Genomic DNA, 24,312 nt, shown 5'->3' on the forward strand with positions numbered 1-24,312 from the left:
CCTGTTTGATCGAGAGTTACTCGTCTTCCAGCTCGATGTTGATACCCAGCGAACGAATCTCTTTCAACAGTACGTTGAAGGATTCCGGCATGCCTGGTTCCATCTGATGGTTGCCGTCCACGATGTTTTTATACATCTTAGTACGACCGTTCACGTCATCAGACTTAACGGTGAGCATTTCCTGCAGGGTGTATGCCGCGCCGTATGCTTCAAGCGCCCACACTTCCATCTCCCCGAAGCGCTGACCACCGAACTGAGCCTTACCACCCAGCGGCTGCTGAGTAACCAGGCTGTAAGAACCGGTAGAACGCGCATGCATCTTGTCATCAACCAAGTGGTTCAGTTTCAGCATGTACATGTAGCCAACGGTAACCTGGCGCTCGAACTGCTCACCGGTACGACCGTCGAACAGTGTGATCTGACCGGAAGTCGGCAGGCCACCCAGCTGTAACAGTTCCTTGATTTCAGACTCTTTCGCACCGTCGAACACCGGCGTTGCGATCGGCATACCTTTTTTCAGATTTTCAGCCAGACGCAGAACTTCTTCATCGCTGAAGGTATTCAGGTCAACTTTCTGACGAACATCTGAACCCAGATCGTAAGCACGCTGGATGAATTCGCGCAGTTTCGCGACTTCCTGCTGCTGTTTCAGCATGGCGTTGATCTTATCGCCGATACCTTTCGCAGCCATACCCAGGTGGGTTTCAAGGATCTGACCGATGTTCATACGCGATGGTACGCCCAGCGGGTTCAGCACGATATCTACCGGCGTACCGTTAGCATCGTGTGGCATATCTTCGATCGGGTTGATCTTAGAGATTACACCCTTGTTACCGTGACGACCTGCCATCTTATCACCAGGCTGGATCCGACGTTTAACCGCCAGATAAACCTTAACAATCTTCAGCACGCCCGGTGCCAGATCGTCGCCCTGAGTGATTTTACGGCGTTTCGCTTCGAGTTTTTTCTCGAACTCGTGTTTCAGTTCGTCGTACTGCTCAGCCAGTTGTTCCAGCTGATTTTGTTTCTCTTCGTCGGTCAGGCCGAGTTCTAACCAGCGATCGCGCGGCAGTTTGTCGAGTTTTTCAGCTTCAACACCACCGGAAACCAGCACAGCGTAGATACGGCTGAACAGGCCAGCTTCGAGGATCTGCAGTTCTTCAGACAGGTCTTTTTTCGCCTGCTTCAGCTGCATCTCTTCGATTTCCAGCGCACGTTTGTCTTTTTCTACGCCATCGCGAGTAAAGACCTGAACGTCGATAATCGTACCGGAAACACCGTTTGGCACGCGCAGAGAAGAGTCTTTAACGTCAGACGCTTTCTCACCGAAGATCGCACGCAGCAGCTTCTCTTCTGGCGTCAGCTGGGTTTCACCTTTCGGCGTTACCTTACCAACCAGAATGTCGCCACCGGTTACTTCCGCGCCGATATAAACGATACCGGATTCATCCAGTTTGGAGAGCGCAGCTTCACCCACGTTCGGGATGTCAGCGGTGATCTCTTCCGGCCCCAGCTTGGTGTCACGGGACACACATGCCAGTTCCTGAATGTGGATGGTGGTGAAACGGTCTTCCTGGACAACACGCTCAGATACGAGGATGGAGTCTTCGAAGTTGTAACCATTCCATGGCATGAATGCCACGCGCATGTTCTGACCGAGCGCCAGTTCACCGAGGTCGGTGGACGGACCGTCTGCCAGCACATCACCACGTTCAACCGGCTCGCCCAGAGATACGCAAGGCATCTGGTTGATACAGGTGTTCTGGTTAGAACGGGTGTATTTGGTCAGGTTATAAATGTCGATACCTGCTTCGCCCGGGTACATCTCGTCTTCGTTAACTTTGATAACGATACGGGAAGCATCCACGTACTGGACAGTACCGCCACGTTTAGCAACCGCGGTAACACCGGAGTCGACGGCAACAGCACGTTCCATACCGGTACCAACCAGCGGCTTATCAGCACGCAGAGTCGGAACCGCCTGACGTTGCATGTTCGCACCCATCAATGCACGGTTGGCGTCATCGTGTTCCAGGAACGGGATCAGGGACGCACCGACGGATACCACCTGCTGGGTGGATACGTCCATGTAGTCAACCTGGTCACGGCTGAACAAGCTGGATTCGCCTTTGCTACGGCAGGTAACCAGATCTTCTACAAAGTGGCCTTCGTCATCCAGGTTGGAGTTCGCCTGAGCGATAACGTAGTTGCCTTCTTCGATAGCAGACAGGTAATGAATTTCGTCAGTTACAACACCGTCGGTCACTTTACGGTACGGAGTCTCGAGGAAGCCGTATTCGTTAGTCTGTGCGTACACGGACAAGGAGTTGATCAGACCGATGTTCGGACCTTCAGGCGTTTCGATTGGACATACGCGACCGTAGTGAGTCGGGTGTACGTCTCGAACTTCGAAGCCTGCGCGTTCACGGGTCAAACCGCCTGGGCCGAGTGCAGAGATACGACGTTTGTGCGTAATCTCAGACAGCGGGTTGTTCTGGTCCATAAACTGAGACAGCTGGCTGGAGCCAAAGAACTCTTTCACTGCTGCAGAAATCGGCTTAGCGTTGATCATATCCTGAGGCATCAGGGTATCCAGATCGCCCAGAGACAGACGCTCTTTCACCGCACGCTCAACACGTACCAGGCCAACGCGGAACTGGTTTTCCGCCATTTCGCCTACGGAACGGATACGACGGTTACCGAGGTGGTCGATATCATCGACTTCGCCTTTACCGTTACGGATATCGATGAGCTTCTTCATCACTTCGATGATGTCATCTTTGCTCAGGATACCGGAACCTTCGATTTCGTCGCGCAGCAGAGAACGGTTGAACTTCATACGACCAACCGCAGACAGGTCATAGCGGTCTTCGGAGAAGAACAGGTTCTCGAACAGGCTTTCAGCAGCTTCACGCGTCGGCGGCTCACCAGGGCGCATCATGCGGTAGATTTCTACCAGCGCGCTCAGACGATCGTTGGTTGGGTCGACACGTACAGTTTCAGAAATGTACGGACCGTGGTCCAGATCGTTGGTGAACAGCGTTTCGATACGCTTGTGGCCAGACTGGCTCAGCTTAGCCAGCAGATCCAGACTCAGCTCCATGTTAGCTGCGCAGATCAGCTCGCCAGTAGATTCGTCAACGTAGTCTTTAGCCGCAACTTTACCAGCAATGTATTCAACCGGAACTTCGATATGTTTGATATCGTCTTTTTCCAGTTGGCGAATGTGGCGCGCAGTGATGCGACGGCCTTTTTCGACGTAGACTTTGCCGTTAGCTTCGATGTCAAAGGAGGCGGTTTCACCACGCAGGCGTTCCGGCACCAGTTCCATCTGCAGCTTGTTGTCACGAATTTCGAAAACAACTTTCTCAAAGAACAGGTCAAGGATCTGCTCAGTGGTGTAGTTCAGTGCACGCAGAATAATGGTCGCAGGCAGTTTACGGCGACGGTCAATACGTACGAACAGGTTGTCCTTCGGATCGAATTCGAAGTCCAGCCAGGAACCACGGTAAGGGATAATACGCGCGTTATACAGCACTTTACCCGAAGAGTGGGTTTTACCTTTGTCGGAGTCAAAAAAGACGCCAGGACTACGGTGCAGCTGAGAAACGATAACACGCTCAGTACCGTTGATAACAAAGGTACCGTTGTCTGTCATGAGCGGAATTTCGCCCATGTAGACTTCTTGTTCTTTAATGTCTTTTACGGTGCCTTCCGGCGCTTCGCGCTCGTAGATCACCAGGCGCAGTTTTACGCGCAGCGGTGCGGAATAGGTCACGCCACGGATCTGACATTCCTGAACGTCAAACACCGGTTCGCCAAGGCGGTAGCTGACGTATTGCAGCTCGGAATTACCGCTGTAGCTCTGAATCGGGAAAACGGAACGGAAAGCTGCTTCCAGACCATACTGCCCTTCAGGATCTTGCTCGATGAACTTCTGAAACGAGTCAAGCTGGATAGAAAGGAGATAAGGTATGTCCAACACTTGCGGACGTTTACCAAAATCCTTACGAATACGTTTTTTCTCGGTATAGGAGTAAACCATTAGGGTTCCTCAGCTCGCTGACAAGTCGACCCATCTGTCCGACGAAGGGACAGTTTGTGCAACACTATTTTGTTGACCGGAAAATCGAATACTTTCCGCAATGCCTGTTGCTATCACGCTTAAACCATTTCATTGCGATTTACACAGAACTGACGTTCTGTCGCAGTATATTAAGACGTCGATAGAAACAAGCATTGAAAGGCACAGCAGTAGTCAAACAGTGTGAAATGCTACTGGCGCCTTACAGCGCAAAAAGGCTGGTGACTAAAAAGTCACCAGCCATCAGCCTAATTTCTTAGGCTGCAACCAGAAAAGTTGGCTTATTTAACTTCAACTTCAGCGCCAGCTTCTTCCAGAGATTTTTTCAGTGCTTCTGCGTCGTCTTTGCTCACGCCTTCTTTCAGCGCAGCCGGTGCAGATTCTACCAGGTCTTTAGCTTCTTTCAGACCCAGGCCAGTTGCGCCACGTACTGCTTTGATAACAGCAACTTTGTTAGCGCCAGCAGCTTTCAGAATTACGTCGAATTCAGTTTTTTCTTCAGCAGCTTCAGCCGGGCCAGCAGCTACAGCTACAGCAGCAGCAGCAGAAACACCGAATTTTTCTTCCATTGCAGAAATCAGTTCTACAACGTCCATTACGGACATAGCGGATACTGCTTCAATGATTTGATCTTTAGTGATAGACATTTAAATTGTTCCTGAAAATCAGAATAAGTTTATACGTAAGCAGATGCTTTACAAAGATAACTGCGATTAAGCAGCTTCTTTCGCATCGCGTACAGCAGCCAGAGTACGAACCAGTTTGCCAGCCGAAGCTTCTTTCATGGTTGCCATCAGGCGTGCAATTGCTTCTTCGTAGGTCGGCAGAGTTGCCAGGCGATCGATATTCGATGCCGTAATCAACTCACCTTCAAAGGCTGCGGCTTTGACCTCAAATTTTGCATTCGCTTTCGCGAACTCTTTGAACAGACGAGCAGCAGCGCCCGGGTGTTCCATAGAGTATGCAATCAGGGTCGGACCAACAAACGTGTCTTTCAGGCACTCGAACTGAGTACCTTCAACGACGCGGCGCAGCAGGGTGTTACGAACAACACGCATGTATACGCCAGCTTCACGACCTGCTTTACGCAGTTCAGTCATTTTATCTACAGTTACGCCACGGGAATCCGCAACTACTGCAGACAGCGCGCCTTTGGCTACTTCGCTGACTTCAGCAACAATCGCTTGTTTGTCTTGAAGATTTAAAGCCATTAGCTTTGCTCCTGGATGTTTGCCGGAACTCATGTTCCGGAACTCACTTCACTCCCCCCAACGGAGAGAGCGTCTAAATACGGTGAGCAGAAACAAGCCAGAGTATCAGAAATAATCTTAGCGTTCTGTCACCGTCTACGCAGGGCATTAAGTTTCTTACGAAACACCTGCGGTCTTCGACGGAGGCCTGGATTAGGCCAGGCTCCAACGAACAAATCTTTTCTATCTGTCGCTATTCAATCTGTAGTGGCGTTGACTGCCTTGCCACAGCCTGAATATCTCAGATATACGTCTGCAATTAGCAGAATACGTGGGGGTAAGATTGTAGACAAAATCACCGCCCACGTAAAGGCGAATATTAGTTCGCCACAGTCGCAGTCAGACCGGACTGATCAACGGCAACGCCAGCACCCATGGTGGTGGAGATGCTAACTTTCTTGATGTACACGCCTTTTGCCTGAGTCGGTTTTGCTTTTTTCAGCGCAACCAGCAGAGCTTCCAGGTTTTCTTTCAGTTTGTCAGCGTCAAAATCCACTTTACCGATGGTGGTGTGGATGATGCCGTTTTTGTCGTTACGGTAACGAACCTGACCAGCTTTAGCATTCTTAACAGCTTCAGCAACGTTAGGAGTTACAGTACCAACTTTCGGGTTTGGCATCAGGCCGCGCGGACCCAGAACCTGACCCAGCTGGCCAACAACGCGCATTGCATCCGGGGAAGCAATAACAACGTCAAAGTTCATTTCGCCTTTCTTGATCTGTTCAGCCAGATCTTCCATACCTACCAGCTCAGCGCCTGCAGCTTTAGCAGCTTCAGCGTTTGCACCCTGGGTAAATACGGCTACGCGAACGGAACGGCCAGTACCGTGCGGCAGTACAGTTGCACCACGTACGTTCTGGTCAGATTTACGAGCATCGATGCCGAGGTTAACAGCAACGTCCACGCTTTCTACGAATTTAGCAGTGGCCAGCTCTTTCAGCAGAGCGATAGCTTCGTTGATGTCATACTGCTTAGTAGCATCAACTTTGTCACGGATCACGGACATGCGCTTGGTCAGTTTAGCCATTTCTTAGTCCTCCACTACCAGGCCCATGGAACGTGCAGTACCTTCAATGGAGCGAGTCATCGCTTCAATGTCGGAACCAGTCATGTCGGCAGCTTTGGTCTGCGCGATTTCCTGCAGCTGAGCGCGGGAAATTTTACCCACTTTGTCTTTGTTCGGCTTGCCGGAACCAGACTTGATACCAGCCGCTTTCTTCAGCAGAACTGCTGCCGGAGGCGTTTTGGTAACGAAAGTGAAAGAACGGTCAGCGTAAACGGTGATAACAACCGGGATTGGCAGACCTTTTTCCATGGAATCAGTTTTAGCGTTGAACGCTTTGCAGAATTCCATGATGTTCACGCCTTGTTGACCCAGTGCAGGACCTACCGGCGGACTCGGGTTAGCCATACCAGCTGCAACCTGCAGCTTGACATAGGCTTGGACTTTCTTAGCCATTCTAAATTCCTCTAGTTGGGTTATAACGCCTCAAGGAGGCTCCCCGTGATTAAATTCGTTTTACGGATAGGATCCATAAAAACAAAAGGCGCGAAATTGTATTCCAATCTCGCGCCTTGTGCAACGATTAAATCGTCGCTTTTTTGATCGGGGTGTTAGGCTTTTTCAACCTGAGCGAAGTCCAGTTCAACCGGAGTCGCACGACCGAAGATAGATACGGAAACTTTCAGACGAGACTTCTCGTAGTCCACTTCTTCAACCACGCCGTTAAAGTCAGCGAACGGACCGTCGCTAACGCGAACCATTTCACCTGGCTCAAACATCGTTTTCGGACGCGGCTTGTCGCCAACCTGCTGCAGACGGTTCATGATCGCATCAACTTCTTTGTCGCTGATCGGCGCCGGACGGTCAGATGTACCGCCGATAAAGCCCATCACACGCGGCACGCTGCGCACCAGGTGCCAGCTTGCGTCATTCATCACCATCTGGACCAATACATAGCCCGGGAAGAATTTACGTTCGCTCTTGCGACGCTGACCGCCACGGATTTCGACCACTTCTTCAGTCGGCACCATGACTTCGCCAAACAACTCTTCCATATTTTGTAACTTGATATATTCGCGCAGCGATGTAGCTACGCGGCCTTCAAAACCGGAAAACGCCTGAACGACGTACCAGCGCTTTTTAGGGGCTTCAGACATCTTAGAACCTCAGGCCAGTGATAAAGGATACCAGGCGAACCAGAATACCATCCAGTCCCCACAGGATCAGTGACATTACTGCGGTAACCGCAGCCACAATTAATGTGGTGTGCAATGTTTCCTGGCGAGTTGGCCAAATGACCTTACGGACTTCGGTTCTCGCTTCACGGGCAAAAGCAACGGTCGCTTTACCTTTTGTTGTCAACAGCGCGACACCACCCGCTGCGGCAATCAGAATCACTACGGCCAGCGCACGCAGCGGCAGCATCATGTCACGATAGAGGTAGTTGCCAACGATAGCTACAAGCAGCAATACAGCGACAACAACCCACTTCATCGCTTCCAGGCCGCGCCCGCTTCCTTGAGCTTCGGTATTCGCACTCATAAACCAACCTGTCAGAAGTATTCTACAAACATTTTCACCCCGCGTAAGCGAGGCGATCCAAACCGAAATGCTCTGGTGCGTTTCGGACTAAACGCCCTCTTCAGAGCCTGTCTCAGCAATGATTATGACAAATAAAATCACTGATGAGCCAGGTTCTGGTGTGAAAGCGTGCAAAAAGGGCATCAAATGATGCCCTTTTATTGCGCATTGCGTCAAATGTTATTCGGCAATTAGCTCATTACTTTGGCAACAACGCCCGCACCAACAGTACGGCCGCCTTCACGGATTGCGAAACGCAGACCGTCGTCCATCGCGATTGGGTGGATCAGGGTAACAACCATTTTGATGTTGTCGCCCGGCATTACCATCTCAACGCCTTCCGGCAGTTCGATGGTACCAGTCACGTCAGTAGTACGGAAGTAGAACTGCGGACGGTAGCCTTTGAAGAACGGAGTATGACGGCCGCCTTCGTCTTTGGACAGAATGTACACTTCAGATTCGAACTTGGTGTGCGGCTTGATAGAGCCCGGCTTAGCCAGTACCTGACCACGTTCGATTTCTTCACGTTTGATACCACGCAGCAGAACACCAACGTTCTCACCAGCACGGCCTTCGTCCAGCAGTTTGCGGAACATTTCAACGCCAGTACAGGTAGACTTAGCAGTATCCTTGATACCAACGATTTCAACTTCTTCACCAACTTTGATGATACCGCGCTCTACACGACCGGTAACAACGGTACCACGACCGGAGATGGAGAATACGTCTTCGATAGGCAGCAGGAACGGCTTGTCAATCGCACGCTCTGGTTCCGGGATGTAAGAATCCAGGAAGCCAGCCAGTTCGATGATTTTCGCTTCCCACTCTGCTTCGCCTTCCAGCGCTTTCAGAGCAGAACCACGAACGATCGGAGTGTCGTCGCCCGGGAAATCGTACTGAGACAGAAGTTCACGAACTTCCATTTCTACCAGTTCCAGCAGCTCTTCGTCATCAACCATGTCGCATTTGTTCAGGAACACGATGATGTACGGAACGCCTACCTGACGACCCAGCAGGATGTGCTCACGAGTCTGCGGCATCGGGCCGTCAGTCGCAGCAACAACCAGGATCGCGCCGTCCATCTGCGCAGCACCGGTGATCATGTTTTTAACATAGTCGGCGTGGCCCGGGCAGTCTACGTGTGCATAGTGGCGAGTCGGGGTGTCATATTCAACGTGAGAAGTGTTGATGGTGATACCACGAGCTTTTTCTTCCGGCGCGTTATCGATCTGGTCGAATGCACGAGCAGCACCGCCGTAGGTTTTAGCCAGTACGGTAGTGATTGCAGCGGTCAGCGTTGTTTTACCATGGTCAACGTGGCCGATAGTACCGACGTTAACGTGCGGTTTTGTACGTTCAAATTTTTCTTTAGACATCGATTGTCCCTCTAAGACACGGATAAATCGGTGATATCACCACATCAACCAGGCCATATGCCTGAGCTGTTGAATGCTTTTAAAAGTAAACAGAGAGAAACGGGAAGGAGAAGTGAAGTGGTGCTGATACCCAGAGTCGAACTGGGGACCTCACCCTTACCAAGGGTGCGCTCTACCAACTGAGCCATATCAGCACGTCTGGAGCGGGCAGCGGGAATCGAACCCGCATCATCAGCTTGGAAGGCTGAGGTAATAGCCATTATACGATGCCCGCATCCTGAAACTCGGCTACCCAGTTCTTTCTGTAATAAAAAAGAGATTTCTCTCTTTTTTATTCGAGCTGATTAATTTTTTAACCAACTCAGGCGGCGATAACGCTGCCAGAAAGTGGTGGTGGGGGAAGGATTCGAACCTTCGAAGTCTGTGACGGCAGATTTACAGTCTGCTCCCTTTGGCCGCTCGGGAACCCCACCGGACTTGATGGTGCCGACTACCGGAATCGAACTGGTGACCTACTGATTACAAGTCAGTTGCTCTACCTACTGAGCTAAGTCGGCATCAAGTAGCGCGCATTTTATGGAGACATGCGCACTCATGCAACTAAAAAATTGCATAAAATGTTCTATCGCTCACATTTTGCGCTATACGACCGATAAATAATCTATTTCTTCTTCGAATTGAACAAATTTCCAACGTCAGCCGCGCTCCCAGAAGGCATTTTGCTCCAGCATGCCGTTATCAATAGAGAGAAAGTGCATCTTTATACATCTGGAATAGCCGTCACATTGCGTTTCAGGGGACGATTTTTTCTTATTATTCCCTCCCATCTGGTGTTACCCTCCTGCCCATTGTCCAAATTAACTGAAATGTGCGTGCCATTGCGTACCGGGGATGATTTCGTTTTTTACCGCAGACCTGATATAGCAATGACAGCCAGACCATGCGTATGAGTATAAAAGAGCAAGCGTTAACGTCGCCTTACCTACAGTTTGATCGCAACCAGTGGGCTGCGCTTCGTGATTCCGTGCCGATGACTCTGACCGAGGAAGAGATTGCTCGTCTGAAAGGCATTAACGAAGACTTATCGCTGGAAGAAGTTGCTGAGATTTATTTGCCATTATCGCGTTTGCTAAATTTTTACATCAGTTCGAACCTGCGGCGTCAGGCTGTGCTGGAGCAATTTTTAGGCACCAACGGCGAGCGTATTCCTTATATTATTAGCATTGCTGGCAGCGTCGCCGTCGGCAAAAGTACGACTGCACGTGTGTTGCAAGCGTTGCTGAGTCGCTGGCCCGAGCATCGTAAGGTTGAGCTGATCACTACTGACGGTTTTCTTCATCCTAACCAGGTGTTGAAAGATCGTGGGCTCATGAAGAAGAAAGGCTTTCCTCAGTCCTATGATATGCACCGTCTGGTTAAATTCGTTTCCGATCTAAAGTCTGGCGTCCCCAACGTTACGGCACCGGTCTATTCTCATCTGATTTATGATGTGATCCCTGATGGCGACAAAACCGTTGCCCAGCCCGACATATTAATCCTCGAAGGGCTCAATGTATTACAAAGCGGGATGGACTATCCTCACGATCCACATCATGTATTTGTTTCTGACTTTGTCGACTTTTCTATTTATGTGGATGCGCCAGAAGAATTACTCCAGACGTGGTATATCAACCGCTTCCTGAAATTCCGCGAAGGAGCATTTACCAACCCAGACTCTTATTTCCATAACTATGCGAAATTGTCGGAAGACGAGGCAATCAACACGGCCACATCGCTGTGGAAAGAAATCAACTGGTTGAATTTAAAACAGAATATTTTACCAACGCGTGAGCGAGCCAGCTTAATCATGACGAAAAGCGCCAATCATGCCGTTGAGCAAGTCAGATTACGAAAATAAAAAATAAAGGGGAGCCATAGCTCCCCTTCTTATTATTCAGCGCTTCTAAGCGATATTTCCCCACCCATCCAGGGTTTTATCACGCCATTTTGTTCGAGTAGTAATGCACCCTGCGCATCTATTCCACGAGATACGCCAAATATTTCTTTATCACCAATAATGAGTTTAACAGGGCGGTCGATAAAGTTATCCAGCACCCTCCAGCGGGACAAATACGGCGCCAAGCCCTCATGCTCAAACAGTACCAGGGCAGCGCGCAGCTCGCGGATCAGTCGGGCAGCCAGAGTATTGCGGTCAATGGTAATACCCGCTTCCTGCAGATTAATCCAGCCTTGATTAACCACATTCTCCTCAACCCGACGCATGGACATGTTTATACCCGCCCCAATAACAATCTGTGCGGCATCGCCCGTTTTTCCGGTGAGTTCAACCAGGATCCCTGCCAGTTTACGGTCGAGCAAATAGAGGTCGTTGGGCCATTTAACACGCACTTTATCCGCGCCCAGATCGCGTAAAACCTCAGCCATGACAATACCAATCACCAAGCTCAGGCCAATCGCGGCTGCCGGTCCTTGTTCCAGTCGCCAGAACATTGAAAGGTACAGATTGGCGCCAAAGGGAGAGAACCATTTACGTCCACGACGACCACGACCGGCCTGCTGATACTCAGCTACGCAGGCATCCCCTGACTCCAGTTGACCAATTCGATCCATAAGGTACTGATTGGTTGAGTCGATAACCGGCAGGACCGTTATATTCCCGCCATCCAGCTGAGAATAAATAAGTGATGAATCTAATAGCTGGATAGGTTCAGGTAAGCTGTATCCTTTACCAGGGACAGTAAATACATCAACACCCCAGTCACGTAGCGTCTGGACATGTTTATTGATTGCCGCACGGCTCATTCCCAGCTTTTCACCGAGTTGCTCACCAGAGTGAAATTCGCCATCGGATAATAATGAAATAAGCGTCAGGGGGATGGTATTATCCTTCATGCAACGATCTCCACGGCATTCACTTCACCCTGTGGGCCAATAAACCGGACTTCCGGCTCAAGCCAGACATTGAATTTCTCACCGACTTTTTGGCGTACGTGATGCGCCAGTTGCACCACATCCTGACTCGTAGCATGGCCTGCATTGATCAGCACCAGTGCCTGCTGCTGATGTACCGCTGCACCACCAATGCGCATGCCTTTTAGCTGACATTGATCGATAAGCCAGCCAGCAGCCAGTTTCACAGAGCCATCAGCCTGCGGGTAATGAGGTGCAGTCGGGAATTTCGCCAGGAGCTCCTGCGCAATGTCCGCGGTGACAACCGGGTTTTTAAAGAAGCTCCCCGCATTCCCGTTTACTTTTGGATCGGGCAGTTTTGTGGTGCGCATATGGCAAACAGAATCAAAAACCTGTCGAGGCGTTACCGTGGCAGGATCAAGACGCGTCAGGTCACCGTAAGTGAGAACGGGTTGCCACTGTTTAGGTAAGCGCAGACCAACAGCTACAATCGCAAAACGATCCTGGTACTCATGTTTGAAGATACTGTCACGGTAACCAAATCGGCATTCTGCGGCGCTAACGCGCAGATGTTTGCCGGTCGAAAGCTCTACGCAGTCCACGTATTCGCAGACGCGCCGCAGTTCTACGCCATAGGCACCAATATTCTGGATTGGCGATGAACCCACGCAGCCGGGGATCAGCGCCAGATTTTCCAGCCCGGGCATGCTTTGCTGCAGCGTATGCTCTACCAGATGATGCCAGTTTTCACCCGCGCCTACGTGCAAATGCCACGCATCAGGTTGTTCTGTAATCGCTATTCCCTTGATACGGTTGACGATCACCGTTCCATGGAAGGCATCAAGAAACAGGACGTTACTCCCTTCGCCCAGGATTAGCACTGGATGATGTGATGCATTGGCTGATTGCCAGGCATTTAGTAGTTGTTGCTCATTTTCGACACAGACAAGCACATTAGCGTGTTGATCGATACCGAAGGTGTTCCAGGCTTTAAGGGAGTGATTCATAGACGCTTTCCTGATGCAAAATCGCGCTTAGTTTACCGTATATGCAGCAGGATGGCTTGTGTTATGGAAGCTTAGGATGTTGCTTTGCAACCGATGAGGCTGCAATCACAGGCAGAATAAGGTTTACAGGCACCGTATCCGGTAATAACAGACGCCGGCCGGATAAGGCGGCACGCCGCATCCGGCGATTTTCATCCCTGCAGACGCAAAAAAGCCCATCCGGCAGGATGGGCTTTTTCACTTGTTTGATGCCTGGCAGTTCCCTACTCTCGCATGGGGAGACCCCACACTACCATCGGCGCTACGGCGTTTCACTTCTGAGTTCGGCATGGGGTCAGGTGGGACCGCCGCGCTACAGCCGCCAGGCAAATTCTGTTTATCAACACACCTCTCGGGCCTGTCGATGTAATCTGTAATCAAGCTGAATTTCGATGTCTCTTTCGCCAAAACACCTTCGGCGTTGTAAGGTTAAGCCTCACGGTTCATTAGTATCGGTTAGCTCAACGTATCGCTACGCTTACACACCCGACCTATCAACGTCGTCGTCTTCAACGTTCCTTCAGGACCCTTAAAGGGTCAGGGAGAACTCATCTCGGGGCAAGTTTCGTGCTTAGATGCTTTCAGCACTTATCTCTTCCGCATTTAGCTACCGGGCAATGCCATTGGCATGACAACCCGAACACCAGTGATGCGTCCACTCCGGTCCTCTCGTACTAGGAGCAGCCCCCCTCAATTCTCCAGCGCCCACGGCAGATAGGGACCGAACTGTCTCACGACGTTCTAAACCCAGCTCGCGTACCACTTTAAATGGCGAACAGCCATACCCTTGGGACCTACTTCAGCCCCAGGATGTGATGAGCCGACATCGAGGTGCCAAACACCGCCGTCGATATGAACTCTTGGGCGGTATCAGCCTGTTATCCCCGGAGTACCTTTTATCCGTTGAGCGATGGCCCTTCCATTCAGAACCACCGGATCACTAAGACCTGCTTTCGCACCTGCTCGAGCCGTCACTCTCGCAGTCAAGCTAGCTTATGCCTTTGCACTAACCTCCTGATGTCCGACCAGGATTAGCTAACCTTCGTGCTCCTCCGTTACTCTTTAGGAGGAGACCGCCCCAGTCAAACTACCCACCAGACACTGTCCGCAACCCGGATCACGGGTCTACGTTAGAACACCAGCCATTAAAGGGTGGTATTTCAAGGTTGGCTCCATGCAGACTGGCGTCCACACTTCAAAGCCTCCCACCTATCCTACACATCAAGGACCAGTGTTCAGTGTCAAGCTATAGTAAAGGTTCACGGGGTCTTTCCGTCTTGCCGCGGGTACACTGCATCTTCACAGCGAGTTCAATTTCACTGAGTCTCGGGTGGAGACAGCCTGGCCATCATTACGCCATTCGTGCAGGTCGGAACTTACCCGACAAGGAATTTCGCTACCTTAGGACCGTTATAGTTACGGCCGCCGTTTACCGGGGCTTCGATCAAGAGCTTCTCCTTACGGATAACCCCATCAATTAACCTTCCGGCACCGGGCAGGCGTCACACCGTATACGTCCACTTTCGTGTTTGCACAGTGCTGTGTTTTTAATAAACAGTTGCAGCCAGCTGGTATCTTCGACTGATTTCAGCTCCATGAGTAAATCACTTCACCTACATATCAGCGTGCCTTCTCCCGAAGTTACGGCACCATTTTGCCTAGTTCCTTCACCCGAGTTCTCTCAAGCGCCTTGGTATTCTCTACCTGACCACCTGTGTCGGTTTGGGGTACGATTTCGTGTTACCTGATGCTTAGAGGCTTTTCCTGGAAGCAGGGCATTTGTTACTTCAGCACCGTAGTGCCTCGTCATCACACCTCAGCGTTAGCAAGACTCCGGATTTACCTGGAATCTCCGCCTACATGCTTAAACCGGGACAACCGTCGCCCGGCTAACATAGCCTTCTCCGTCCCCCCTTCGCAGTAACACCAAGTACAGGAATATTAACCTGTTTCCCATCGACTACGCCTTTCGGCCTCGCCTTAGGGGTCGACTCACCCTGCCCCGATTAACGTTGGACAGGAACCCTTGGTCTTCCGGCGTGCGGGTTTTTCACCCGCATTATCGTTACTTATGTCAGCATTCGCACTTCTGATACCTCCAGCATGCCTCACAGCACACCTTCAACGGCTTACAGAACGCTCCCCTACCCAACAACACATAGTGTCGCTGCCGCAGCTTCGGTGCATGGTTTAGCCCCGTTACATCTTCCGCGCAGGCCGACTCGACCAGTGAGCTATTACGCTTTCTTTAAATGATGGCTGCTTCTAAGCCAACATCCTGGCTGTCTGTGCCTTCCCACATCGTTTCCCACTTAACCATGACTTTGGGACCTTAGCTGGCGGTCTGGGTTGTTTCCCTCTTCACGACGGACGTTAGCACCCGCCGTGTGTCTCCCGTGATAACATTCTTCGGTATTCGCAGTTTGCATCGGGTTGGTAAGTCGGGATGACCCCCTAGCCGAAACAGTGCTCTACCCCCGAAGATGAGTTCACGAGGCGCTACCTAAATAGCTTTCGGGGAGAACCAGCTATCTCCCGGTTTGATTGGCCTTTCACCCCCAGCCACAAGTCATCCGCTAATTTTTCAACATTAGTCGGTTCGGTCCTCCAGTTAGTGTTACCCAACCTTCAACCTGCCCATGGCTAGATCACCGGGTTTCGGGTCTATACCCTGCAACTTAACGCCCAGTTAAGACTCGGTTTCCCTTCGGCTCCCCTATTCGGTTAACCTTGCTACAGAATATAAGTCGCTGACCCATTATACAAAAGGTACGCAGTCACCCCATAAAGAGGCTCCCACTGCTTGTACGTACACGGTTTCAGGTTCTTTTTCACTCCCCTCGCCGGGGTTCTTTTCGCCTTTCCCTCACGGTACTGGTTCACTATCGGTCAGTCAGGAGTATTTAGCCTTGGAGGATGGTCCCCCCATATTCAGACAGGATACCACGTGTCCCGCCCTACTCTTCGAGTTCACAACATATGCACTTTTGTGTACGGGGCTGTCACCCTGTATCGCCGGACTTTCCAGACCGTTCCACTACCACACATGCTGATTCAGACTCTGGGCTGCTCCCCGTTCGCTCGCCGCTACTGGGGGAATCTCGGTTGATTTCTTTTCCTCGGGGTACTTAGATGTTTCAGTTCCCCCGGTTCGCTTCATTACGCTATGTATTCACGTAATGATAGTGTGACGAATCACACTGGGTTTCCCCATTCGGAAATCGCCGGTTATAACGGTTCATATCACCTTACCGACGCTTATCGCAGATTAGCACGTCCTTCATCGCCTCTGACTGCCAGGGCATCCACCGTGTACGCTTAGTCGCTTAACCTCACAACCCGAAGATGTTTCGTAAAACACTTCAGTATTGCGAAAATTTGAGAGACTCGAACACACCGCTTTTCATTTCTTGTTTACGGAGAAATGAAACAGTGTGTCGTTTCAATTTTCAGCTTGATCCAGATTTTTAAAGAGCAAAACTTCGCAGTGAACCTTTTCAGGTACACTCTGAAGTTTTCTTGTTTTTTTGCAGTAAAGGATGGTGGAGCTATGCGGGATCGAACCGCAGACCTCCTGCGTGCAAAGCAGGCGCTCTCCCAGCTGAGCTATAGCCCCATCGTAAATGCTAATCTCTGTACCCTAATTCGTTTCCGGGCAAGGCGCGGTGGTGCGAAGCATACTGAAGTATGCGAGCATCGCCGTAACACAGCACGGAGGCGAATTTGGTAGGCCTGAGTGGACTTGAACCACCGACCTCACCCTTATCAGGGGTGCGCTCTAACCACCTGAGCTACAAGCCTGCAGAGATTTTCTTACTGCTAATTTTCATCAGACAATCTGTGTGAGCACTACAAAGAACGTTTCTTTAAGGTAAGGAGGTGATCCAACCGCAGGTTCCCCTACGGTTACCTTGTTACGACTTCACCCCAGTCATGAATCACAAAGTGGTAAGCGCCCTCCCGAAGGTTAAGCTACCTACTTCTTTTGCAACCCACTCCCATGGTGTGACGGGCGGTGTGTACAAGGCCCGGGAACGTATTCACCGTGGCATTCTGATCCACGATTACTAGCGATTCCGACTTCATGGAGTCGAGTTGCAGACTCCAATCCGGACTACGACATACTTTATGAGGTCCGCTTGCTCTCGCGAGGTCGCTTCTCTTTGTATATGCCATTGTAGCACGTGTGTAGCCCTACTCGTAAGGGCCATGATGACTTGACGTCATCCCCACCTTCCTCCAGTTTATCACTGGCAGTCTCCTTTGAGTTCCCGACCGAATCGCTGGCAACAAAGGATAAGGGTTGCGCTCGTTGCGGGACTTAACCCAACATTTCACAACACGAGCTGACGACAGCCATGCAGCACCTGTCTCAGAGTTCCCGAAGGCACCAAAGCATCTCTGCTAAGTTCTCTGGATGTCAAGAGTAGGTAAGGTTCTTCGCGTTGCATCGAATTAAACCACATGCTCCACCGCTTGTGCGGGCCCCCGTCAATTCATTTGAGTTTTAACCTTGCGGCCGTACTCCCCAGGCGGTCGACTTAACGCGTTAGCTCCGGAAGCCACGCCTCAAGGGCACAACCTCCAAGTCGACATCGTTTACGGCGTGGACTACCAGGGTATCTAATCCTGTTTGCTCCCCACGCTTTCGCACCTGAGCGTCAGTCTTTGTCCAGGGGGCCGCCTTCGCCACCGGTATTCCTCCAGATCTCTACGCATTTCACCGCTACACCTGGAATTCTACCCCCCTCTACAAGACTCTAGCCTGCCAGTTTCGGATGCAGTTCCCAGGTTGAGCCCGGGGATTTCACATCCGACTTGACAGACCGCCTGCGTGCGCTTTACGCCCAGTAATTCCGATTAACGCTTGCACCCTCCGTATTACCGCGGCTGCTGGCACGGAGTTAGCCGGTGCTTCTTCTGCGAGTAACGTCAATTGCTGTAGTTATTAACCACAACACCTTCCTCCTCGCTGAAAGTACTTTACAACCCGAAGGCCTTCTTCATACACGCGGCATGGCTGCATCAGGCTTGCGCCCATTGTGCAATATTCCCCACTGCTGCCTCCCGTAGGAGTCTGGACCGTGTCTCAGTTCCAGTGTGGCTGGTCATCCTCTCAGACCAGCTAGGGATCGTCGCCTAGGTGAGCCGTTACCCCACCTACTAGCTAATCCCATCTGGGCACATCCGATGGCAAGAGGCCCGAAGGTCCCCCTCTTTGGTCTTGCGACGTTATGCGGTATTAGCTACCGTTTCCAGTAGTTATCCCCCTCCATCGGGCAGTTTCCCAGACATTACTCACCCGTCCGCCACTCGTCACCCAAGGAGCAAGCTCCTCTGTGCTACCGTTCGACTTGCATGTGTTAGGCCTGCCGCCAGCGTTCAATCTGAGCCATGATCAAACTCTTCAATTTAAGTTTGATGCTCGTGAATTAAACTTCGTAATGAATTACGTGTTCACTCAGAGACTTGGTATTCATTTTTCGTCTTGCTACGTTAAGAATCCGTATCTTCGAGTGCCCACACAGATTGTCTGATAAATTGTTAAAGAGCAGTTGCGACGCGCTTTAGCGCTCTGTCGCGAGGTCCCGTATATTACGTTTTCCTCATTCAGAGTCAAGCATTTATTTTTGCTTTTCTCTGCGAGATTCTCAGTGGAACCCCGCTGACCCGGCGGTTTGTAATCCGTTGTTCCGTGTCAGTGGAGGCGCATTATAGGGAGTTATTTCAGGCTGACAAGGGGAAATTTAAAATAATCCTCCGAGTGCTTATTTTTCCACCAAAACAGACTAAACAGCCAGTTTTTCGAGCGTCTTAAAGCCATAACGCTGCAGCACGGGCAATAATTGTTCGGCTTCTGCCGTCATTGCCATGCAGAATGCGACATTCTCATCAGTTGATTTCGCGTCTGGCGCTTCATGTTCTAATAACCAGGCCGTACGACGCGCAATCGCGGCACCAGAATCCACCAGCCGCGTCCCCTCAGGCAGGACCTGTAAAAGTTCTTCCCGTAATAGAGGGAAATGGGTGCATCCGAGCACCACCGTGTCAGGTGGTTCCGACATCCGCAGCCAAGGGCGCAGGACACGACGCAGTTCTTCCAGAGAAACGGTTTCACCGTGCAGCTTCGCTTCCGCCAGTTCCACCAGTTCAGCGGAACCCAGCATCGCTATCTGACATTCGTTAGCAAACCGTGCAATCAACTCATGGGTATATGAACGCTTCACCGTTGCACGCGTAGCCAGCAGTCCCACCACACCATTCGCCGTGAGTCGCGCCGCCGGTTTAATAGCAGGCACCACGCCCACAACCGGAAAGGCAAATTTCTCACGTAATGCAGGGAGCGATACCGTGCTTGCTGTATTACACGCGATGACCGCAAGAGAGAGGGGATAGCGCTGCTGGACCGCAGTCACAATCTCAACAACACGTTCGACGATAAACTCCTCGCTCTTCTCTCCATAAGGAAAGGCGACGTTGTCGAAAGCGTATATATAGTGGAGATCCGGCAGAAGACGCCGGATCTCGTCATAGACCGACAACCCACCGACACCGGAATCAAACACCAGCACGGTGGGACGCGGATCAGAAAGTGTAGCTGCCAGACAAGGTGTATTCCCGTCCTGCAGTTGCGTAGCCATAAACTGTCTCGTAATCTTTATCGAACAGGTTGGCGATTTTACCACGAACTGTCAGCTGTGAGGTGATTGGATATGACACGCCAAGATCCCACAGGCTAACCCCACCCATTTTTACCGGCTGGTAGGTTACGTAGTCAGTGTCATAACGAGTTCCCAGGTAATGATACGTCAGGCCCCAGTCAAAATCATAAACCTGCCAGTCGAGCTGGTACTTCACCTGGTTTTTAGAACGGCGTGCGAGCGGCTTGTCCGTAATCGCATTGCGCGAATCGACATAATCGTAGCTCAGCGTATGTGCCAACGGCCCGGTATCAAAGTTTGCGGTCGCTTCCACACCTTTAATACGAACTTTACCTTCGTTAAAGTATTTCTCGGTATGCGGGTCGTAATCGATCATGTCATCGATATCATTACGATATCCGGATACACGCCAGTTCACGCCCGCCGTTAAGCCTTCAAACGCCCCTTCCCATTGCTTACTTTGTTCAGGATCCAGGTTCGAATTGCCGTAATAACCATGCAACTGTCCGAGATTAGGCGCTTTGTAAGATGTACCGTAGGACGCAATAAAGCGATAGCCTTCAATAAACTCCCATCCGGCGCTGGTTTGCCATGTGCCATGACGGCCAAACTCGGAGTTATCATCACTGCGCGCCGCACCTTCAAAGGTAAAGTCGCCCAGTTGCTGCAACCCGGTCAGGTAGAGACCCGTATTACGCTGATCGTAACCGTCCGTGACATACCCGGTGCCAGGCGTCGTGGTTTGCTTTTGCCAGTCAACGCCTGCGCCTACATTACCGTGACCAAGCACCATACTGTTGGACCACTGAACATTATATTGCTTCATATCATCCAGTGTGGCCGAGGAGTCATAGCGGCCATAATCCGGATCATAGTTGTAATCTTTACTATGGCTATAGCTGGAAACCAGTTGTGACTGGATAAGCTCGCCATTAAAGCGCAGCCCAGCATCCCAGCTTTGGCTATAGAGCTGACGGGTATCCACTAACGGCGTCCCAGGATAATAATACGCGTCATAATCTGTTCGGTTATCATAGCCGTAGCCGCGAACAAACCCGCTCCATGTATCGGAAAAGTTATGTTCCAGCGCGCCATACAGCGTCTTACTTAAGAAACCGTCTTTGTCGGGCTGAGCCTGAGAGCCAGTGCTACCGTATGCGACAACATCAAAACCTTTGGTATAGGCATAATCGCCCATTAATGTGACGCGCGTATTTTCGCCAAGCTGTTGTTGGGTTGAGACATCATAATTCTGATACCCATTGCTCCCCACACCGGCAGTGAGTTCCGTCCCCGGCTTTTCACGCGTGGTAATGATATTCACCACACCGCCAATCGCATCAGAACCATAAACCGCCGAACGCGGCCCACGAATGTATTCGATACGTTGCACTAACGAGACTGGGAACTGGCTAAGATCGGCTGCGCCGCTAACCCCTGCCAGGTTCAGACGCACGCCGTCAATCAACACCAGCACATGGCTGGCGTTGGTACCGCGAATAGAAATAGACGAATTTTGTCCCATACCACCGTATTGGGCGATATCCACGCCCGGCAGGCGACGAAGCACATCATTGACGGAAGTGGATTGCCAGCGATCGATATCCTGACGCGTAACAACGGTGATAGGGGCAAGCACAGCGCTACGAGGCTGCTGAAAACGGTTGGCAGTGACGACGAGAGTATCTGGGCTAGTGTCCTGCGCCCAACCCGAAAATGCTGTGACGGACAGCGCCGTGCACAGCAACGATTTTTTAATCATTGTAAAGCATCCACAATATAAGAAGGATGCCGCAGGTCCCACCGATAGTACGCGATGATGAAAACCAGATGCGACGTTAGCCGGCAGGTCTTCGGGCTTGGAGGCAACTTAAAGAGATGATGACTTCCCACGGCAAGCCGCAGTGTCTGCACCAGGTGCGATCATCTCCTACCTTCCTTACCGCTGCGCGTCAGCTCCAGATTCACACTGGATTCCCTTTTAACTCACAGGACCGGAAAACGGATGCTACAGTTTGTTACAACCTGGTGTCCAGACCGTGCATCACAATATCGGAAATCATCAATGACTGGACATCTGTTGAGCAATCCCTACAATCCCCGCGTACTTTTATTTTTCAGGACGCATCATGACCCCCGAACACCTTCCGACAGAACAGTACGACGCCCAGTTAGCTGAAAAAGTAGTGCGTCTGCAGAGCTTAATGACGCCATTTTATGCACAGGCTCCGGAAGTGTTTCGCTCGCCGGTCAGCCACTACCGTATGCGCGCGGAATTTCGTCTGTGGCATGACGGGGATGATCTGTACCACATCATGTTCGACAGCCAGACCAAAAGCCGTATCCGCGTCGACAGTTTCCCGGCGGCCAGCGAGCTTATCAACACGCTGATGACGGCAATGATCGACGGCGTTCGCAACAACCACGTCCTGCGCCACAAACTGTTCCAGATTGATTACCTCACTACCCTGAGCGATCAGGCGGTGGTATCGATGCTGTACCATAAAAAGCTGGATGATGAATGGCGTCAGGAAGCTGAAGCGCTGCGGGATGCGTTACGGGCGCAAAACCTGAACGTGCATCTGATTGGCCGGGCAACCAAAACCAAAATCGAGCTGGACCAGGATTACATTGACGAACGCTTGCCGGTTGCGGGTAAAGAGATTATCTACCGCCAGGTTGAGAACAGCTTCACCCAGCCGAATGCCGCCATGAATATTCAGATGCTGGAATGGGCGATTGATGTCACCAGGGGATCAAAAGGCGACCTGCTTGAGCTGTACTGCGGCAATGGCAATTTCTCGTTAGCCCTCGCACAAAACTTCAACCGCGTGCTGGCCACTGAAATCGCTAAGCCGTCCGTGACTGCTGCGCAATACAACATAGCGGCTAACCATATTGATAACGTACAAATTATCCGCATGGCGGCCGAAGAGTTTACTCAGGCGATGAACGGGGTTCGTGAGTTCAACCGTTTGCAGGGAATCGATCTGAAGAGTTACCAGTGTGAAACCATTTTCGTTGACCCACCGCGCAGCGGTCTGGACAGCGAAACAGAGAAAATGGTGCAGGCGTACCCGCGAATTCTGTACATCTCCTGTAACCCGGAGACATTGTGTAAGAACCTGGAAACGTTAAGCCAGACGCACAATGTTTCACGCCTGGCTCTGTTCGATCAGTTCCCGTATACGCACCATATGGAGTGCGGAGTATTACTGACCGCCAAGTAAATGATGTCCTGGCCGGGGGCGCTTCGCCTGCCCGGCCTACAAATATTACTCTACGATTTCCTGTCTACGGTTACGCACTTTAAAGCCGATCCAGAACACCAAAATCACTGACAGAACAGCTGGGAAGAAGTTAGAGCCAATATCCGGATATTCAGCGCGCACCACAGTGCTGTACAACAGAACGCCGAGAATAAAACAGGCGGCGGCCAGGCCCGGTAACCCCACAGGCATGGTACGGTTTTGATAGCGTTGATGCAGACAATAAACCGTCAGCACCAGCGAAATAATTGGGAATACTGAGAATGGCACAATGGAGCTAAACAGCGCCGCAAATGTGCCATTGATCGATAAGCCAGCAACCAGCGCCAGCAGCAGCGTACCTTTATCTTGACCTGACTGTTTCATTGCTCGTCCTTCTCGTTACTCGGAGTGATGCGTCATCTTCTCTTGTTCACGGCGGTACCAATAAAATGCGCCCTTCGCGATCATGCGCAGTTGCAATACCAGCCGTTCTTCCAGCTGTCGACGCTGCTCGGCGCCAACATCCAGTGCTTCTGCCCCGGCGCTGAACACAATGGTGACCATGGCTTCGGCCTGCGCTTCAGTAAACGCACGAGGCATATGGTTTTCGAGTTCGAGATAGTCCGCAAGTTCCGCAATGAAGTGCTGAATTTCACGAGCGACCGCTGCGCGAAACGCCGCGGAGGTTCCCGAACGCTCGCGCAATAATAAACGGAAGGCGTTGGGATTGTTGCCGATGAACTCCATAAATGTTGAGACCGAGGTGCGGATCACACTCCCGCCCTTCGCGATACGCTGACGCGCCTGACGCATCAACTGACGCAGCATCAAACCACTCTCATCCACCATCGTCAGGCCGAGTTCATCCACATCGCGGAAATGGCGATAAAACGAGGTTGGCGCAATGCCCGCTTCACGAGCGACTTCGCGTAAACTGAGGCTGGCAAAACTACGCTCAGCGCTGAGTTGACTAAATGCGGCTTCTACCAGCGAACGCCGGGTTTTTTCTTTTTGTTGCGCTCTAACGCCCATCACGATGTCTGAATCCTTCCACATACCTTGCTGGCACTATACCAGAGATTAGGCGGTTGGCATGGCTTTGTGAATGATTGTTTACGCGCAGTTTGTGCTTCGAGTTCGCAAAAAAGC

16 protein-coding genes, 6 tRNA genes, 3 rRNA genes, 1 pseudogene and 1 riboswitch are annotated in these 24,312 nt (G+C 51.2%); of the genes and pseudogenes, 3 read left to right on the top strand and 23 right to left on the bottom strand.

Annotated elements, in window-relative coordinates; translation table 11 throughout:
* Positions 1-16: 16 nt before the first annotated feature.
* The 12 genes from rpoB to HV345_RS22195 form a co-directional block, all read right to left on the bottom strand.
* Positions 17-4,045, bottom strand: coding sequence for a DNA-directed RNA polymerase subunit beta (gene rpoB / locus HV345_RS22140; RefSeq protein ID WP_003033111.1), 4,029 nt, complete (start codon positions 4,043-4,045; stop codon positions 17-19).
* A 320-nt stretch (positions 4,046-4,365) separates the two neighbouring features.
* Positions 4,366-4,731, bottom strand: coding sequence for a 50S ribosomal protein L7/L12 (gene rplL / locus HV345_RS22145; RefSeq protein ID WP_000028882.1), 366 nt, complete (start codon positions 4,729-4,731; stop codon positions 4,366-4,368).
* Positions 4,732-4,797: 66 nt separating this feature from the next.
* The gene (gene rplJ / locus HV345_RS22150) at positions 4,798-5,295 is read right to left on the bottom strand and encodes a 50S ribosomal protein L10 (protein WP_005132895.1); all 498 of its coding nucleotides are present in this window, start codon (positions 5,293-5,295) and stop codon (positions 4,798-4,800) included.
* 358 nt (positions 5,296-5,653) lie between these two features.
* Positions 5,654-6,361, bottom strand: a complete 708-nt coding sequence (gene rplA / locus HV345_RS22155) for a 50S ribosomal protein L1 (RefSeq protein WP_016155300.1) — start codon at positions 6,359-6,361, stop codon at positions 5,654-5,656.
* Between the two features lie 3 nt (positions 6,362-6,364).
* Entirely contained in the window at positions 6,365-6,793 is a 429-nt protein-coding gene (rplK, locus tag HV345_RS22160) for a 50S ribosomal protein L11 (protein ID WP_003033122.1), read from the bottom strand.
* A 155-nt stretch (positions 6,794-6,948) separates the two neighbouring features.
* Positions 6,949-7,494 (bottom strand): transcription termination/antitermination protein NusG, encoded by a 546-nt coding sequence (nusG, locus tag HV345_RS22165; protein ID WP_003033125.1) that lies wholly within the window; start codon positions 7,492-7,494, stop codon positions 6,949-6,951.
* Between the two features lies 1 nt (position 7,495).
* Positions 7,496-7,879, bottom strand: a complete 384-nt coding sequence (gene secE, locus HV345_RS22170) for a preprotein translocase subunit SecE (protein WP_003033128.1) — start codon at positions 7,877-7,879, stop codon at positions 7,496-7,498.
* 230 nt (positions 7,880-8,109) lie between these two features.
* Positions 8,110-9,294, bottom strand: coding sequence for an elongation factor Tu (tuf, locus tag HV345_RS22175; protein WP_016157942.1), 1,185 nt, complete (start codon positions 9,292-9,294; stop codon positions 8,110-8,112).
* Between the two features lie 118 nt (positions 9,295-9,412).
* Positions 9,413-9,488, bottom strand: a tRNA-Thr gene (locus HV345_RS22180).
* Between the two features lie 5 nt (positions 9,489-9,493).
* Positions 9,494-9,568 (bottom strand) — tRNA-Gly (locus HV345_RS22185).
* Between the two features lie 114 nt (positions 9,569-9,682).
* A tRNA-Tyr gene (locus HV345_RS22190) sits at positions 9,683-9,767 on the bottom strand.
* 8 nt (positions 9,768-9,775) lie between these two features.
* Positions 9,776-9,851: transfer RNA gene (locus HV345_RS22195), tRNA-Thr, on the bottom strand.
* Between the two features lie 19 nt (positions 9,852-9,870).
* Here HV345_RS22195 and HV345_RS26525 point away from each other — a divergent pair.
* Together HV345_RS26525 and coaA are read left to right on the top strand one after the other, a co-directional pair.
* Positions 9,871-9,951, top strand: a pseudogene (locus HV345_RS26525) (hypothetical protein); the annotation flags it as partial.
* A gap of 289 nt (positions 9,952-10,240) precedes the next feature.
* Positions 10,241-11,191 carry a type I pantothenate kinase gene (coaA, locus tag HV345_RS22200; protein WP_003031107.1) on the top strand — a complete coding sequence of 317 codons (951 nt, stop codon included), beginning with the start codon at positions 10,241-10,243 and terminating at the stop codon, positions 11,189-11,191.
* A gap of 32 nt (positions 11,192-11,223) precedes the next feature.
* On the opposite strand, the gene birA is transcribed toward coaA, so the two are convergent.
* The 9 genes from birA to btuB form a co-directional block, all read right to left on the bottom strand.
* On the bottom strand, positions 11,224-12,186 hold the full coding sequence (birA, locus tag HV345_RS22205; RefSeq protein ID WP_094169470.1) for a bifunctional biotin--[acetyl-CoA-carboxylase] ligase/biotin operon repressor BirA: 963 nt from the start codon (positions 12,184-12,186) through the stop codon (positions 11,224-11,226).
* Positions 12,183-13,211: a UDP-N-acetylmuramate dehydrogenase gene (gene murB / locus HV345_RS22210; protein ID WP_181636063.1), complete on the bottom strand. Its 1,029-nt coding sequence runs from the start codon at positions 13,209-13,211 to the stop codon at positions 12,183-12,185. The genes birA and murB overlap by 4 nt, the downstream gene beginning before the upstream one ends.
* A gap of 250 nt (positions 13,212-13,461) precedes the next feature.
* A 5S ribosomal RNA gene (rrf, locus tag HV345_RS22215) occupies positions 13,462-13,577 on the bottom strand.
* A gap of 98 nt (positions 13,578-13,675) precedes the next feature.
* Positions 13,676-16,582 (bottom strand): 23S ribosomal RNA (locus tag HV345_RS22220).
* Positions 16,583-16,790: 208 nt separating this feature from the next.
* Positions 16,791-16,866: transfer RNA gene (locus HV345_RS22225), tRNA-Ala, on the bottom strand.
* 108 nt (positions 16,867-16,974) lie between these two features.
* Positions 16,975-17,051: transfer RNA gene (locus HV345_RS22230), tRNA-Ile, on the bottom strand.
* A gap of 71 nt (positions 17,052-17,122) precedes the next feature.
* A 16S ribosomal RNA gene (locus tag HV345_RS22235) occupies positions 17,123-18,664 on the bottom strand.
* The 16S, 23S and 5S rRNA genes sit together here with 2 tRNA genes alongside, the layout of an rRNA operon.
* Before the next feature lie 375 nt (positions 18,665-19,039).
* Positions 19,040-19,891, bottom strand: coding sequence for a glutamate racemase (murI, locus tag HV345_RS22240; RefSeq protein WP_016157938.1), 852 nt, complete (start codon positions 19,889-19,891; stop codon positions 19,040-19,042).
* Entirely contained in the window at positions 19,836-21,674 is a 1,839-nt protein-coding gene (btuB, locus tag HV345_RS22245) for a TonB-dependent vitamin B12 receptor BtuB (protein ID WP_047497611.1), read from the bottom strand. The genes murI and btuB overlap by 56 nt, the downstream gene beginning before the upstream one ends.
* A 64-nt stretch (positions 21,675-21,738) precedes the next feature.
* Positions 21,739-21,926, bottom strand: a riboswitch (cobalamin riboswitch).
* Between the two features lie 115 nt (positions 21,927-22,041).
* Here btuB and trmA point away from each other — a divergent pair.
* Positions 22,042-23,142, top strand: a complete 1,101-nt coding sequence (trmA, locus tag HV345_RS22250; RefSeq protein ID WP_181636064.1) for a tRNA (uridine(54)-C5)-methyltransferase TrmA — start codon at positions 22,042-22,044, stop codon at positions 23,140-23,142.
* 45 nt (positions 23,143-23,187) lie between these two features.
* On the opposite strand, the gene HV345_RS22255 is transcribed toward trmA, so the two are convergent.
* Both HV345_RS22255 and fabR read right to left on the bottom strand, forming a co-directional pair.
* Complete coding sequence (locus HV345_RS22255) at positions 23,188-23,547, bottom strand: YijD family membrane protein (RefSeq protein WP_016155292.1); 360 nt, start codon at positions 23,545-23,547, stop codon at positions 23,188-23,190.
* 15 nt (positions 23,548-23,562) lie between these two features.
* Positions 23,563-24,198 carry an HTH-type transcriptional repressor FabR gene (fabR, locus tag HV345_RS22260; protein ID WP_003028862.1) on the bottom strand — a complete coding sequence of 212 codons (636 nt, stop codon included), beginning with the start codon at positions 24,196-24,198 and terminating at the stop codon, positions 23,563-23,565.
* Positions 24,199-24,312: the final 114 nt, after the last annotated feature.

The organism is Citrobacter sp. RHBSTW-00986, from assembly GCF_013783065.1.
Taxonomy (GTDB): domain Bacteria; phylum Pseudomonadota; class Gammaproteobacteria; order Enterobacterales; family Enterobacteriaceae; genus Citrobacter; species Citrobacter braakii.